A 14356-nucleotide genomic window follows, 5' to 3' on the forward strand; every position below is an offset into this window, starting at 1 on the left:
CGGCGCTGCCTCTAACGCAACCTTCACTCGAGCAACTATAAAATCAGGTGGTAGCGAGTACTGCGTTTGCCACGTACGTGTCTGATCACGAACGATAATTTGTTTATAGCTCACCGACCCACAACCGAACATCGGTCCGGTTGCCAATACCAAAAGCATCAGAAGGCGTGAGAAGTAAATACTACGAGCAACCCAGGCACGTATCACACGCGCGGGACATACCCGTTCCCATGTCAATCTGATAATCGAAATTAGTTGGCAGTCCAACCTCATGCGGTCCACCTTCATACGCCCTAGTGTAAAGGTGGATGCACTTTGAACTCTCAATTCAACGCCGTATGTGTGCCTCCGCACAGTCACGGGCAGTTATCCAAGGCTTTCAAATGGTCGATCGAAGTTTCACAACAATACAATTAGCCCGCAAACAATTATCACCTCAAATTACTAATGCCCCAACTAACGCGCCGTCTCTTTCAGAAAATGCGTACGGACAAACCCCATCCGATCTTTTAGTGCTGGAATTGAAGGCATTGATGCTCTATCGTTGGTAACGAGAAGTCGATGCAAGCTCCAGCATTCACATTTCGTCTACCTTTCAAGCGAAAGTAATAAAATGAATTCAATAAAAAAAACGGTGGTTGCACTTTCACTATCAACTTTTCTCGTCGGCTGCACAACAATTCCCAGCGGCAAGTTTTCTTCGTTCAGCGACAGCACTGCAGCAATCGATGAGAGCGCTACCACGACCTTCCAACAGGTCCGCACGGGTGTTTTGCAGAACATGATCGTAAGTGCCCCAGAAGGACGCCTGACTCCAACGACATTTCATCCCTCAATGAGCGTAAATAAAGAGGGAAAGGAAGTAGTGCCGATCTACGATTACATGGAAAAGCTTTCGAAAAGCTTTGACGTTGTTGACAGATACGCTAAAGCGCTGGTTGCATTGGCTGGAAGTGGGAGCACTGCAGACATTGACAAAGCTGCGACCTCGCTGGCCGCAAGTCTTAATACATTTAGCAAAACGGTTCCTAGCGTTACAACTGATGAAGGAAACGCAGCAGCTACACTTGCTGACGGGGTAGGCCAATGGGCCACTTACGCCAAGCGGAAGGAAGCCTTAATTCAGGTGCTCAAACTCGGACAGCCGGCGCTGGAACAGATAAGTGGAAGCATTAAGCGAGAAACGCCCAACTTCCTTCAATACATTGACGGACTTGAGTCCAATTACCTTGCATATGCCAACGAAGCACGCAAAGAATTCACGCAATATACAGAGCAACGATTCAATTTCGACACTCAAACGGCGCAACAGCTAACCACATTTGATAACATTCGTGTTGCAATAACCAAACTTCAGCAAGCAGCCGATAAGTTGCCAGCAGCAAATACCGATCTCCTTAACAGCGTTAATTCAGACGATTTGAGTATTGCCAACTTGAAATCGTTCGTGCAGTCAGCCCAAGACTTAAAGTCGTTTTATACCTCACTTCCAACGAAATGAAATAAAAAGGCGCAACCATGTCAGATAATCATGAGGTGGCCGAAATGCTCACTGGCCTGGCCTCTCGCGTTAATAATCTAGCGACCGATACGACGGGATCGGATAGCCGAACCTTAACCACGCAACAGATTCAACTAACAAACCTTAGCAATCAAGCAATAGCATTGGATTTAGACAACGATGCAATTGAATACGACAACGCCGTGAGTGCGCTGACGGATGCAACATCAACAGCAGACGATGCAACTCATGATGTCAATGAAATTGCAAGCGTAATCTCCGACGTAGGTAAAGTCATTGGCGTGGTAACGAAACTTCTTACTCTCGCCGCGTAACGAACTCGCCCACGGAATCATTAGGTTTCAACTACTGCCGCACGATTTCACATGAATTACATACGACTTGCATTTGAGGCACGCGATGCTGACACACACACAAGCCACACGTATCGTTTTTGACAGCTTAAAAAGACTTACCACGCGCTCCGTTGAAGACCCCTCTTTATCCTTAGAATCTCAAGGCGTCACGTCTTCAGCAGAAGTGGAATCGTTTCTTCGAACCATCGTAACTGACCAGGCGATCGGCATTTCTAGCGAACGACATTACCTGGATCCTTCAGCATTATCGACCATCACTGCAAAAGCGTCGATTCTTGATGTTGTCGAAACCGTTGAATTGGCGGCACGAAAACTTTGCTCGAACCCACTGACACCTCACCCTCAGACATATCCATATCCAGAAATATGTCCAAAATGCCCTTACCCTGTAAGGTGAGTAACCATGCTAGACTCGTTACTGACGAATCTGCAGCGTCTCATTTCAGCACAGTTTGTAGTATCGATCTTTTTTCCGATGCTTGCGTTTTGGGCATCCAATGGGTTAATGTGCTTTTTATTGAACAGAGTTTTTGCCGAATACGTCACATCATTACTTGAAAATCCAAAACTCGCTTCGTCTTTATTTGTGATTGGGTGCGCGCTAGGTCTGGTTGCCATAGCCGCCTATATGTTTTCCGCTCTTATTCCGGCGCTTCAATCGATTCTCGAAGGCCGCTGGCCTCAGTGGTTAGCTGGTTTTTACACGCCTACGCAAGCCAGAAAATACGAATCTTTGCGAGATCGCATAACAGAAGTAGACCGCCTCCGAGCTTGGTTTGAAACAAGACTTTCAACCAATCGGCCCCGCTGGAAGGAATGGCAGCACGCCTTGAGGGATTTCCGGACCGTCGGCATGAGGCACAATACAAACGCTTTTTCTGCTAACTCGGAAGGATTTCTTGCCGTTACAAAACTTGAAAAAGCATGGAGAAAAAATGCATGGGTCTCAAAAAACTTACTGGAAGAATGTTTTAATAAAATGATAGATGACTTGAGATTCAATAACGCCGATTTGCCGAATAACGATGGACTTTTTTTGCTCGATAGTAAATACAACTCTTTATGGTCGATAATAGAGGATACCGTTCAATTCACTCACCTAGAAAGCATTCGCATTACAAATCAGATGCAATTTTGTTTCGGCGAGAGAACATTTGCTCCTACTGCGATGGGCAATATTGCAAATACAATCTCCGCCTATGCAAATCAAAAATATAATATAAATATGGAGACATTTTGGCCGAAAATGCAACGCGCACTACAAAAGGACGTCAATTTTGGACCTGTGCTGACTGGATCTAAAATGCAACTTGACTTTCTAATTGCATGCTCGGTTTTGACAGGAATTTGGGGCATGATTTGGGTTATTATTTTGATTTGGATTGCTACTAATCCTATCGCCTTTTGCATCACCACAATAACGGCTGCACTCATGTCCTACGGCTGGTACCGAGTTGCAGTGTCACACTATCGCTCTTTTGCCGCGATTATGCGTACAAGCATAGATCTTTTTCGGTTTGACCTTTTAGACGATCTGCATTTTGACCTACCCTCGGACACCGACAGTGAGCGCGAACTTTGGAATACTTTACACAGAATTTCCGTGCTCGGCGAATCGATTAATGTTCCCTTAAAACACAAATAGCTCTTTATCTAACACATCAAATGAGAGTTCTTGTTTATATTTATTGGAGACAAGCAATTTCATTTGCCATTGCTCTTGCCGTCATTTTGTCGATTGCATCGTTTGCTATATTACCCCGGAACCATCCAGTTAACTATGTTGCGAGCCACGATGTCAAAATTAATCATCGAATATCGCCGAGCGACTTAGAACTTCCCGGAGAGGGTGCGGGTAAGTTTGGTTGGCGCTTACCAAACAAAGATGAATTTATCGGTAAATATGTGGCAATTAATGTGATTAGAAAGGGTGAGGCAATATCATTCGAAAAACTGTCCACGCGGCTGCCTGTCGGCGAAAGCAATGTTGCGGTGTGGTTATATTTTTTCCTCGGTGATCAAAACATACCCTTGTCCCAGTTGGACTCCGGAGCACTTGTGCTACTCTATCAAGCACCTCCTTCTTCGTTTGCCGCGCTTGTTCGGGTACATGGCCTCGTTTGCGAAAATCGTCAGAACGCAGGCACCCGGATGGAACAGAACTCGAACTGCTATGCAGTCCTCGAGACTACCTTGCAGGATCGTCTCGCGATAAATGCGACCGGCGAACCATTAAAAATCTCTCCAGTACCTTAAGCTGGTCGGTAGAAAAGCGATTGGACGACTTCGTGGGTCGCAGTTGTAAATATTTGTGTGTGCTCGACGTGCCTGCGGTGCTCGAAATACGGTAGACGCGAGCGTCGGATTGCGCGTCATCAGGAAAATTATTTAAAATCGACGCTATTACCAGTTAAAAACCGGTCCGATTCGCGGTCTCTACCGAAGGAGGCGTTTGCGAATCGGATGAGAGAACGAATCCCCTGCTGAGGAATGTCTAAATTGAGCATTAGTCTTCCTAACTGAGGGACAAACGCTCAAATGCTCTTAAGCGGGGCGAATTGTCGCCGAATGGTGTTTGCGGTCAGCAGCCCGATCCGCAATTCATCGCTCCTCGGACATACTATCTCTTGAGTCACTGGATTTCGGCAGCAACTCTGGTTGCGTGTGAAGCACTAAAAACGCCCCCAGCAAAATCATCCGTATCAAAGCAGGAAGAAAGACGGCGACCGCTGCAAACGCAAACACTCCCGTCATGATCCACGCTCTGAGCCACTGCATCCTCCGCTGACGAAGAGTCGCTCTATCGTCAGATGGACCCTGCCGAAAACTCTCATACATAAGCACCATGTACGTGATCTCGACCAGTAGAAAAACGGCCGCATAAGCCGTCAACGGCACACTCGCGACCCTGCTCGACGCCAGCCAAGCAGTCGTAAAAGGAATAAACGAGATCCAGAACAGATTCGCGAAGTTGGACCACGCTAACAAACCCGTGAGCGAGGTCGCATGCTTGAACACATGATGATGGTTCAACCACACAACCGCGATGAATGCGTAACTGACAACGTAGCTAACTAGGTCTGGCCAAAGTTCGAGCAGCGCACTTGCATCGTTCCGTGCGGGAATCTTCAGCGCCAGGACCATGATTGTGATGATGACGGCGAAGATGCCGTCGGAGAGCGCGCTGAAACGGTCAAGGTTCGCATCCGAGTCGCTCATGGCGCACTAGGTCCTTTCCTTGCGATTGGCGGAAGAAATGCGACTGGCAGTTCGGGGCACGCCGTCACTTCCGGATAATCAGCTTTTTCGTTGGCTCGACCGGGGACGCTGTGACGGCATCATTCAGCAGATCCGATTATGCGCTTGACGGCGATGCTGCGTTGCCGGGCCCGACGTGCCCGAACCCGCCCACTCCTTATTAGCAATTGCGGCAATGCATCGTTGCCGACGAACGCAACGAGCCGGAACGACCGCGAGTAGATTTACCTGTTTGATAGATCGGGCCACCCGCGCTGCTACCGGTTCGGCGGACGCCCGACCCCGGCTTGCACAACGTCGCACCCCCATCCTTTTCGACACTCCGTCTACTTTCGACGACGTCGAAAACAGCGTCAACGTCGAAAATCCCGCGACACAAAAAATGAATTATCATTTTATTACATCGACTTATGCAATAATTTTCGCCCATTGACCTATTTTCGATGACGTCGTAAATTCGAACCACATCGAAAATCGAGCCACCTATGCCTCCCAGCACGACCGCCGCGCTCAAACGCAAGACGCTTAACAGCGCGTGCTCCGCCCTCGAGCAAACAGTCCGGTCGATCCACGCGACGCCGGGCAGCGGCTCGCTAAATTGGCCCGAGTACATCGACGGATTCACGCAGCTTGAGCTTCCGGACGGAGCCGGCGTGGCATTCCCAGTGGTGATCATCCCGATGGCAGACGGCAGCGCGCTCGTGAGTCGCTACCTGTCGTCCACTGCGATTCGGGAGATGAAGGACACTCGGCCGGTCCTCGTGGCGTCGTTCGTTTCCACGAAGACCGCGGAAAGCCTCATCGGTCACAGCATCGAGTTCATGGATACCGCAGGAAACGCGTATCTCCAGAAGCCTGGCCTCACGGTCATGGTTACGTCGCGGCCAAAGCCCCATGGGGTCGTGACCCGGTCATCATCGAAGGCGACATTTCGTCGCGGCCTTGAAATCACCTTTGTCCTTCTGGTCCACCCCACAGCGCTCCATCAGACGTTACAGCGGATTGCTGACCTCGCTGGTGCTGCCGTGAGTACAACCAAGGGGGTGATCGACGACCTGATGAAGCGCGGAACTCTTTCGCTTCGCAGCGGTAAGCGCTGGTTTCCCAACAGGGGGAAGGCATCGGAAGAATGGATGGCCAACTATGCATCCATGTTGCGCCCCCAGCTCACCTCGACGCGATTTACCAGTTCTGATCCAAAGTGGTGGCGAGACTTTGACTTCGCGAAGCATCACGCACTCCTTGGCGGTGAGCCGGCCGCCGAGGTGCTTACCGGCGAAATGAAGGCACGTGACGTAACCCTATACGTGGATCCAGAGCATCAAAGTGCGCTCGTTAAGCAAGCTCGTCTTCGTGCAGATCCGAACGGCGAGATCGAAATCATCGAGCCGTTTTGGCGTGGCTGGTACAAACCAGAGGCCAATCTCCAGCAACCGATCGTGCCGCCGCTACTGATCTGCGCAGATCTCATGCGTACGAGCGACGAGCGCAACCTCGAGCTGGCAAAGCGCATCTATGACGAGTTCCTCCGAGATACTTGAGGTATCGGCCGAGCGGCCTGTTTCCAGACATCACATCAAACCGGCTGCCGCTTCCGCTTAACCGCCTCAACAACCTCAAAAACAACCATCCCCACCAACATCGCAACAACAAACCCCACGGCCTTCGTGCTCCCCGCTCCGATCGCGACGAGCGCCGGCCCCGGGCACAGCCCGGCAATACCCCAGCCAACACCAAACACAACACTTCCCAGCACCAATCGCGGAGTAACCCGCGCCGCCGTCGGAACCTGCATCGCAAGTCCGAGGTAACTACGCCGCCGACGTCGAGCCAGAGCAAACGCGAAAGCACCAACAGCGATCGCCCCAACCATCACAAAACACAACGACGGATCCCATCGGCCCGCGAGATCCAGAAACCCAAGCACCTTCGCAGGGTTCGACATCCCCGAAACGATCAACCCGGCACCGAACAGTAATCCCGCCAGTAACGCAGTCAGAATTTGCATATCACGCTCCGAGCAGGTGCCGAATCACGTAGACCGTCAGAAACCCGGCCACCATGAAGCTCGCCGTGGCCGCGACCGACCGTACCGAGCCGCGAGACAGACCGCATACGCCATGTCCACTCGTACACCCACCCGCATATCGCGTCCCTATCCCGACTAAAAAGCCAGCGATCACGATTTGACTTCCACTCGCGTCGAGCTGCACGTGCGTCGCAACATGAAAAACACCGAGCACCGCCGGTGCCGCGATCAGGCCCACGAGAAACGCAACGCGCCAGGCCATATCGCCACTCGGGAAAGTCAGCAGATTCCCGACGACACCGCTGATTCCCGCAATGCGTCCGTTGAACAAGAGAAGAACTGCCGCCGCTAGGCCGATGATCAGACCTCCGATCAACGAGAGCCCGGGTGTGAAATGAATCAGATCAATGCTCATTACCAGCGCTCCGTCGTCGACTGGGGAACTACGCGTGTAAGACCGCGAGCACAACAAGTGCTTCGAGGCCCGCCAGGGCATAGAGCATAGTCTTGCCCTCCCGGCGCGTCGATACCCACATGGCAGGGAACCGCGCACCGGCCACGCTCTCAACGAACACCGATCAGAACATCTGCCGCAAACGCAAACTACGCGTCTGCGATACAAATTGCGCGCCGGGCGCAACTCGTAGCATGCAGTCAGGCTCAAATCGATCGAATCAAGCACCGTCACACCCAGCGACACATCGGCGGGATACTGCGGCCAGATCGAAAATCCAAGCCAGAATGAGCGATTCCACGAGCAGTCTCGTGTCCGCATAGCGCACAGGCGTGAGTGAGGTGTGGTTAACGCTAATCGAATCGCAGTTTTCAGCGTCTGCCCACAGAACTACCATCACACAACGGATACATTCTTCAGGAGTGGAGATGGCAAAGATTGTTGGCGGCATCGGCACGTCGCACGTACCGAGCATCGGAGCGGCCTACGATGCCAAACGCCAGAACGATCCCGCGTGGGCGCCGCTGTTCGAGGGCTATGTGCCCGTCGCGAACTGGCTGAAGAAGCTCGACCCCGACGTCATGGTCATGTTCTACAACGACCACGCCAACAGCTTCTTCTTCGATTGCTACCCGACGTTCGCGATCGGCGTGTCACCGGAGTTCGAAATGGCGGACGAAGGCGCAGGCAGACGCCCTCTTCCGAATATCAAGGGACATCCCGCGCTCGCTGCCCATCTCGTCGATAGCCTCGTCAACGACGAATTCGACATGACGGTGTTCCAGGAGCGTGCTCTCGATCACGGCTGCAATTCGCCGCTCTCGCTCATGTGGCCGCACGAGCCGAATTGGCCTGGCGCCATTTTGCCGATCGAAGTGAATGTCTTGCAGCATCCGCTTCCCACTCCGGGTCGATGCTTCAAACTCGGACAAGCGGTTCGTCGCGCGATTGAATCCTTCCCCGACGACGACCTCACGGTGGTTGTCGTCGGTACGGGCGGCCTCTCACATCAGATTCATGGCGAACGAACCGGATTCAACAACACCGATTGGGACCACGAGTTCCTGCGTCTGATCGTCGAAGATCCTCAAAAGCTCGCGTCGATGCGACACGTCGATTTCATGCGGCTTGGGGGCGCGGAAAGCGTCGAAGAAATCATGTGGCTCGCGATGCGAGGCGCGCTTGGCGAGCGCATTCGGTGTGTTCACCAGAATTACTATCTTCCGACGACGACGGCCATGGCGGTCACGGTGTACGAACCCATCGAGGTCGTCGGCGAGACGCGTGGCGCAGAACCCTCCGTGGCAGAGGTCCAACGATGAATCGCCAACTGATTGGCGTCGAAGAACTCGAAGGCACTTATGTCTTCGACGTGGCCCAGAGCGTCAAGGCGATCCGGCTCAACCGTTTCTTCTGGATGCATCGTGAGGCCGTGTTCCGGGAATTCGTGACCCGTGATCTTGAAGCCGCGTTCGACCAGATGAAACTCTCGGAAGAAGAGCGCGCACTGGTTCGCAATCGCGATTGGCTCGGGCTGATTCGCTATGGCGTGTCATTCTTCGTGCTCGAGAAATTTGCGCGGGTTCTGAGGGTCTCGAATCTTCAGGTCTATGCATCGATGCGCGGTGAGTCGCTTGAGGATTTTCTCAAGACCAGGCGCGTTCCGGCCTCGGCTTGATATCGATGCGGTGGGTCTTGCACCACGCAGCTTACGCAACCGTATGCCCAGAACCTACATCTCTGCGATACGTTGACGACCGCAAGGGCTCGAATGCTTGGCTTCTCGTTTGAAGCGAGCGTGCATGCGTTGACCTCATGCACATGGCGACCTTAAACACGTATCGAAGCAATGCACGCGTCGACTTCATGCCGGTAACGGCCTCGCCGCCTCAACCTTTTTAGAGAGCAATTCATGTCCCTCCAGGTGGTACTCCTTCCGGGCTTGCTCTGCGACGCCGCGGTCTGGACCGAGCAACGCAAGGCGCTCGAGACGATCGCCGATTGCTACATCCCCGACTACGGCATGTGCGACTCGATTGGCGGCATGGCCGACCTTGTCTTGAACGCCGTGCACGCGTCAACGCTTCTCGTCGCAGGACACTCGATGGGCGGCCGCGTCGCGCTCGAAGTCGTTAGGCGTGCACCGGAGCGCGTCGGCGCCCTCGCCTTGCTTGACACGGGCTATCAAGCGCGGGACCCGGGCGATGCAGGCGCCAAAGAACAAGCCGGCCGATTCGGCCTGCTCGATATGGCGCGCGCTCAAGGTATGCGTGCGATGGGTGAAGCCTGGGCACCGGGCATGGTGCATCCGGATCGTCTCGATTCTGATGTCTATCAATCGATCCTGAGCATGATCGAAAGGAGTTCGCCCGCGCAATTCGAAGCGCAAATTCGCGCCCTGCTCGACAGGCCCGATGCAACGCCCGTGCTCGAGAATCTTCAATGCCCTACCGTGCTCGTGTGCGGGAGAGAAGATCGATGGAGTCCGCTGGCGCGTCATGAAGACATGCAACGCGTGATTCCCCAGGCGACACTGCACGTCATCGAGGCATCTGGACACATGTCGACGATGGAAAGACCAGAGGCTGTCTCGAAGGTGCTGCTCGAATGGGCGCAGGCGTTCGTCACGACACATTCCAAAGCAGAGTCCGGCGAATGAACCCAAGCACCCTGGAACCCATCGACCGCCTCGTCGCCGAGAACGCATGCCGGAACGTCGTCTTCGAAGCCGCTCAACTGATCGACGGTGCGCAGTACGCCGAGCTTTCGTCGATTTTCACCGCCGACGCTCAACTCGTTCGTCCCAACGGAGCCGAACTTCAAGGATGCGAGGCGATCATTGAATCGTATCGGACACGTCCGGCAGACCGCCTGACCCGACACCTGATTCTTGGGACGTTCTTCAAGCACGTCTCTCGTCAGGCCGCAGAGTCGGTGACGCAAGTGCTGCTCTGGGCGGCGCATGCATCCGACCCGCCCGAGGCATTCGGCAGGCCTTTGCGGGGGCCACAGGTCATCGGCCGCTTTGAGGACCAGTTCGTTCAGACAGCAAGCGGCTGGCGAATCAGCCGTCGCCGCGCAAGCTTCGACATGTATAGCGGCAACGTTTGACGCTCTTTGACGAACCCACGCAAGAAGCCGCAAACATCGTTGCAATGTGATCCCGCTCCATGTCCGAGGCATAAGCACCCAGTCGCCGCGCGCTTCGACACATGAAGCGGCAGCGCCTGAGGCACCGAAACACGATGCGCGATGGTTCGTTGCAACGCGAACTGCTTCACGCCCAAGCACACAACCAGCTGCCTCCCGAGTGCCGCACATCTCACTGTTGCGCCACCGTCAGCAACGTATCGATCTTCTCGTCTTGCGCCAGCAGCTCAGCCGCCGTACTCGTATGAATGATCGAGCCGCGATCCAGCACCACTGCGTTGTGCGTAATGCTCAGCGCCTTACGAGCATTCTGCTCGACAAGAATCACCGAAAGCCCTTCACGCTCGATGATCTCCGAGAGGATGCGCATCAGCTCCTGCACGATGATGGGCGCTAGGCCCTCGAGCGGCTCGTCCAGCAACAGCACCTTGGGATTTAGCACCAGCGCGCGGCCGATCGCGAGCATTTGCTGCTCCCCCCCTGAGAGCTGATTGCCCATATTCGCACGACGTTCCTGCAGGCGCGGAAACATCTTGTAGATACGAGCGAGGTCCCACGGACCCGGCACTGCGATCGCAGTCAGGTTCTCTTCGACGGTGAGCGACTTGAAGATATTGCGCTCCTGCGGCACCCAGCCAATCCCGGCCAGCGCACGCTGATGTGGCTTAAGCGTTGTGATGTCCGCACCATTGAGCCAGATACGCCCGGCAAAGCGGCGCGTGTGACCGACGATGGTGTTGATCAGTGTGGTCTTGCCCGTCCCGTTGCGCCCAAGCAGCGCCAACGCCTGCCCTTGGTCCAGCGACACATCAATGCCCTTGAGCACCTTGGCCTCGCCATATCCGGCGACGACGCCCTCCAGCCTCAACAACTCAGGCATGTTGGCTCCCGACCGGCTCTTCGCCGAGATAAACGGCCTTGACGCTCGGATCACGTGCGATCTCATCGCAGGTGCCCTCGGTCAGCAGCGCGCCTCCAACCAGTACGGAAATGCGTTTGGCGAACCTGAAAACAAGGTCCATGTCGTGTTCGATCAGGAGAATGGTCACATCGTCGGGCAACGCGGCCACCGTATTGAGAATCTCGCGACGCTCGCCGTCCGGCACGCCGGCGACCGGCTCATCGAGCAGCAGCACCCGGGGCCTGGCCGCAAGCGCCAACGCGATTTCAAGCAGGCGCTGCTTGCCATACGGCAGCACACGCGTTTCGCGATGCATCGCATCGACCAGATTGCACTGCTCGAGCAGCGAGGCGACCTCATCCATGAGTTCACCGCGATGACCCAGCGCGCGCAGAAAACGCGAACCCAGCCCATTGCGCTCGGAAATCGCTGCGGCCAGCGACTCGGCCGGCGTCATGTGCTTGAAGAGCTGATTGATCTGGAACGTACGGACCAGTCCAGCTCGTGCACGCTCGTGAACGGACATCGACGTGATGTCACGGCCTTCGAGCTCGATGCGACCCGAGCTCGGCATCAGCACACCGGTCAGCTGATTGATCAGCGTTGTCTTGCCGGCGCCATTAGGTCCGATCAACGCCTGGCGTGCGCCCTTCTCGACCGATATCGAGACGTCGTTCGTCGCGACCAGACCGCCGAAGCGCTTGACCAGATTGAATGTCTGCAATGCGATGGTCATGCGTCGCTCCCGCTTCGACGGAACCACGTCCACGGACGCACGAGCCGGTCGTGACCGACGATCACGATGATCACCAGCAGCAGGCCGATCCAGAACTCCCAGTATTGCGGCGTGATATCGGCCAGCCAGTTCTGCATGAACTTGAACACGACGGCACCGATGATGCCGCCATACAGATACCCAGCGCCGCCAATCATCAGCATCAGCAGCACATCGGCTGAGCGATGGAAGTCGAGCACATCCAGCGAAGCAAAACCCGTGGTCTGCGCGAGCAGCGCGCCCGCGACGCCGGCATACGCAGCACTCACGGTGTAGGCCGCCGTGCGACGCAGATTAACCGGCACACCCATCGCCGCGGCACGCAGCGGATTCTGGCGAACCAGCTGCAGAGAAATGCCAAACGGCGACTTCACCACCGCACGCAAAAGAATGAACAGCAGGAACAGCGTGACGATCGAATACGAATACGCCACGCGGCCGAAGATATCGAACTCGATGTGACCGAACAACGGCACCATCGGCACACCCGTCATCCCATCCGCGCCCCCGGTGAGCCAGCCCATCTTGTTCGCGAGTTCATGCAGGATGGACGCCACGCCCAGCGTCACCATCAGACGCGTGAGATCGGATCCGCGCATAACGAGCACGCTCGTCAGCAGCCCGACGAACGCAGCAATCCCACACGACAGCACCAGACCTACGACAGGATCCAGATTGAAGGCCTTCGCAAGCAACGCAGCCGAATACGCGCCCAGACCGAAGAAAGCAGCATGCCCGAGCGAAACGATGCCCGTATAGCCGAGAATCAAATCCAGCGACACGGCGAATAACGCGAGGATCGCCATCTCGTTGAGCAGCAGAAAATTGTTCAAGGGCGCGAAGCACGCACCCAGCGCAACGATCCAGAACACGATTTCCGCGGGACGCCAGCGCGACCAGCGCCGGCCGATTGCGCGAACCTCGAGCGCCGTTGTTGAGGGTTGCGTCGTTTCCATTTCCATCGAACTTGCAGACTTCATTTGCCCCCCGCCCTGGCGAAAAGACCTTGGGGTCGCCACATCAGGGTGATGATCATGACGCCGTAAATGATGAACGCTCCGAGATCGGGGATGTAGTACTTGCCCGCGACGTCGGCAATGCCGAGCAACAGCGACGCGAGCAGCGGGCCCGTCAGCGAGGTCGTTCCACCGACGGCGACGACGACGAGGAAATAGATCATGAACTTGAGCGGGAAAATCGGATCGAGACCGAGCATGTCCGCGCCCAAGGCACCGCCCAGGCCGGCGAGACCCGACCCAAACGCAAACGTCGTCAGAAACATGAAGTTGATATTGATGCCAAGGCCGCTTGCAGCGCGAGGGTCATCGACCGACGCACGCAGACGGCTGCCAAAGCGTGTCTTGTTCAGTATCAGTTGAAGCGCGACGACGAGCACGATGCAGACCAGAATCACGAACAAGCGGTAGTAGCCGATGCCGATGCCGGCGACCTCCGTGCGTCCCTGGAGCCATGTCGGCAGGTTCAGGAACTGCTGGGTCGAACCCAGGAAGTAGTCGACCGTGGCGATGGCCATAAAGGTCAGCCCGATCGTGAACAGCACCTGATTGAGCTCCGACTGCCCATACACGCGTTTGTACAGCGTGCGTTCGAGGATGCCGCCCAACACGCCCGATGCGACAAACGAAAGCGGCAAGGCCCAGAAAAAAGGAATCCCGAGCCGCGACGTGGCGAGGATGGTGACGTAGCCTCCGACCATCGCAAAGGCACCGTGCGCGAGGTTGACGAAGTTCATCAATCCCAACGTGATGGCCAGACCGCTCGCCATCACGAACAAAAGCATGCCGTAGGCAATGCCGTCGAAGAGAATCGTGAGCATAGTTCTTAAACACCAAAACGCCGCATCCCTTGCATAGCAAAGAATGCGGCGGGCAAATCACACAAATGCACGGA

Annotated in this window: 16 protein-coding genes; 9 read left to right on the forward strand and 7 right to left on the reverse strand. The window is 55.1% G+C overall.

The genetic code is table 11. The features are described 5' to 3' along the window. Positions 1-613 precede the first annotated feature (613 nt). The 4 genes from ACMFWR_RS11895 to ACMFWR_RS11910 all read left to right on the forward strand — a co-directional run bounded on the left by ACMFWR_RS11895 (position 614) and on the right by ACMFWR_RS11910 (position 4134). Entirely contained in the window at positions 614-1501 is an 888-nt protein-coding gene (locus ACMFWR_RS11895; RefSeq protein ID WP_413191865.1) for a hypothetical protein, read from the forward strand. Positions 1502-1518: 17 nt separating this feature from the next. Next, complete coding sequence (locus tag ACMFWR_RS11900) at positions 1519-1836, forward strand: hypothetical protein (protein ID WP_413191866.1); 318 nt, start codon at positions 1519-1521, stop codon at positions 1834-1836. A 445-nt stretch (positions 1837-2281) separates the two neighbouring features. Then, positions 2282-3523 carry a hypothetical protein gene (locus tag ACMFWR_RS11905; protein WP_413191867.1) on the forward strand — a complete coding sequence of 414 codons (1242 nt, stop codon included), beginning with the start codon at positions 2282-2284 and terminating at the stop codon, positions 3521-3523. Between the two features lie 20 nt (positions 3524-3543). After that, positions 3544-4134, forward strand: a complete 591-nt coding sequence (locus ACMFWR_RS11910; RefSeq protein ID WP_413191868.1) for a hypothetical protein — start codon at positions 3544-3546, stop codon at positions 4132-4134. Positions 4135-4479: 345 nt separating this feature from the next. Here ACMFWR_RS11910 and ACMFWR_RS11915 read toward each other — a convergent pair whose 3' ends face one another. Continuing rightward, the gene (locus ACMFWR_RS11915; protein ID WP_413191869.1) at positions 4480-5097 is read right to left on the reverse strand and encodes a TMEM175 family protein; all 618 of its coding nucleotides are present in this window, start codon (positions 5095-5097) and stop codon (positions 4480-4482) included. A 524-nt stretch (positions 5098-5621) separates the two neighbouring features. On the opposite strand from ACMFWR_RS11915, the gene ACMFWR_RS11920 reads away from it, so the two are divergent. Then, on the forward strand, positions 5622-6677 hold the full coding sequence (locus ACMFWR_RS11920; protein ID WP_413191870.1) for a type IV toxin-antitoxin system AbiEi family antitoxin: 1056 nt from the start codon (positions 5622-5624) through the stop codon (positions 6675-6677). 35 nt (positions 6678-6712) lie between these two features. On the opposite strand, the gene ACMFWR_RS11925 is transcribed toward ACMFWR_RS11920, so the two are convergent. Both ACMFWR_RS11925 and ACMFWR_RS11930 read right to left on the reverse strand, forming a co-directional pair. Continuing rightward, complete coding sequence (locus tag ACMFWR_RS11925) at positions 6713-7144, reverse strand: DUF6691 family protein (RefSeq protein ID WP_413191871.1); 432 nt, start codon at positions 7142-7144, stop codon at positions 6713-6715. Position 7145: 1 nt separating this feature from the next. Then, positions 7146-7580, reverse strand: coding sequence for a YeeE/YedE family protein (locus ACMFWR_RS11930; protein WP_413191872.1), 435 nt, complete (start codon positions 7578-7580; stop codon positions 7146-7148). Between the two features lie 467 nt (positions 7581-8047). On the opposite strand from ACMFWR_RS11930, the gene ACMFWR_RS11935 reads away from it, so the two are divergent. The 4 genes from ACMFWR_RS11935 to ACMFWR_RS11950 all read left to right on the forward strand — a co-directional run bounded on the left by ACMFWR_RS11935 (position 8048) and on the right by ACMFWR_RS11950 (position 10730). Next, positions 8048-8941 (forward strand): gallate dioxygenase, encoded by an 894-nt coding sequence (locus ACMFWR_RS11935; RefSeq protein ID WP_413191873.1) that lies wholly within the window; start codon positions 8048-8050, stop codon positions 8939-8941. Then, positions 8938-9297 (forward strand): protocatechuate 3,4-dioxygenase, encoded by a 360-nt coding sequence (locus tag ACMFWR_RS11940; RefSeq protein ID WP_413191874.1) that lies wholly within the window; start codon positions 8938-8940, stop codon positions 9295-9297. The genes ACMFWR_RS11935 and ACMFWR_RS11940 overlap by 4 nt, the downstream gene beginning before the upstream one ends. A 234-nt stretch (positions 9298-9531) precedes the next feature. Continuing rightward, positions 9532-10278, forward strand: coding sequence for an alpha/beta fold hydrolase (locus ACMFWR_RS11945; RefSeq protein ID WP_413191875.1), 747 nt, complete (start codon positions 9532-9534; stop codon positions 10276-10278). Continuing rightward, positions 10275-10730, forward strand: a complete 456-nt coding sequence (locus tag ACMFWR_RS11950; RefSeq protein WP_413191876.1) for a nuclear transport factor 2 family protein — start codon at positions 10275-10277, stop codon at positions 10728-10730. Before ACMFWR_RS11945 ends, ACMFWR_RS11950 begins: the two co-directional genes overlap by 4 nt. A gap of 211 nt (positions 10731-10941) precedes the next feature. Here ACMFWR_RS11950 and ACMFWR_RS11955 read toward each other — a convergent pair whose 3' ends face one another. Genes ACMFWR_RS11955 through ACMFWR_RS11970 form a run of 4 tightly spaced genes read right to left on the reverse strand, consistent with a single transcriptional unit; the run spans position 10942 to position 14282 of the window. After that, a complete protein-coding gene (locus ACMFWR_RS11955; RefSeq protein WP_413191877.1) occupies positions 10942-11649 on the reverse strand; it encodes an ABC transporter ATP-binding protein in 708 nt (235 codons plus the stop codon). Beyond that, positions 11642-12406, reverse strand: coding sequence for an ABC transporter ATP-binding protein (locus tag ACMFWR_RS11960; RefSeq protein ID WP_413191878.1), 765 nt, complete (start codon positions 12404-12406; stop codon positions 11642-11644). The genes ACMFWR_RS11955 and ACMFWR_RS11960 overlap by 8 nt, the downstream gene beginning before the upstream one ends. Next, entirely contained in the window at positions 12403-13425 is a 1023-nt protein-coding gene (locus tag ACMFWR_RS11965) for a branched-chain amino acid ABC transporter permease (protein WP_413191879.1), read from the reverse strand. The genes ACMFWR_RS11960 and ACMFWR_RS11965 overlap by 4 nt, the downstream gene beginning before the upstream one ends. Then, complete coding sequence (locus tag ACMFWR_RS11970; RefSeq protein ID WP_413191880.1) at positions 13422-14282, reverse strand: branched-chain amino acid ABC transporter permease; 861 nt, start codon at positions 14280-14282, stop codon at positions 13422-13424. Before ACMFWR_RS11970 ends, ACMFWR_RS11965 begins: the two co-directional genes overlap by 4 nt. Between the last annotated feature and the right edge of the window lie 74 nt (positions 14283-14356).

Origin of the sequence: Pararobbsia alpina (assembly GCF_965118125.1) — a bacterium.
GTDB lineage: Bacteria > Pseudomonadota > Gammaproteobacteria > Burkholderiales > Burkholderiaceae > Pararobbsia > Pararobbsia alpina_A.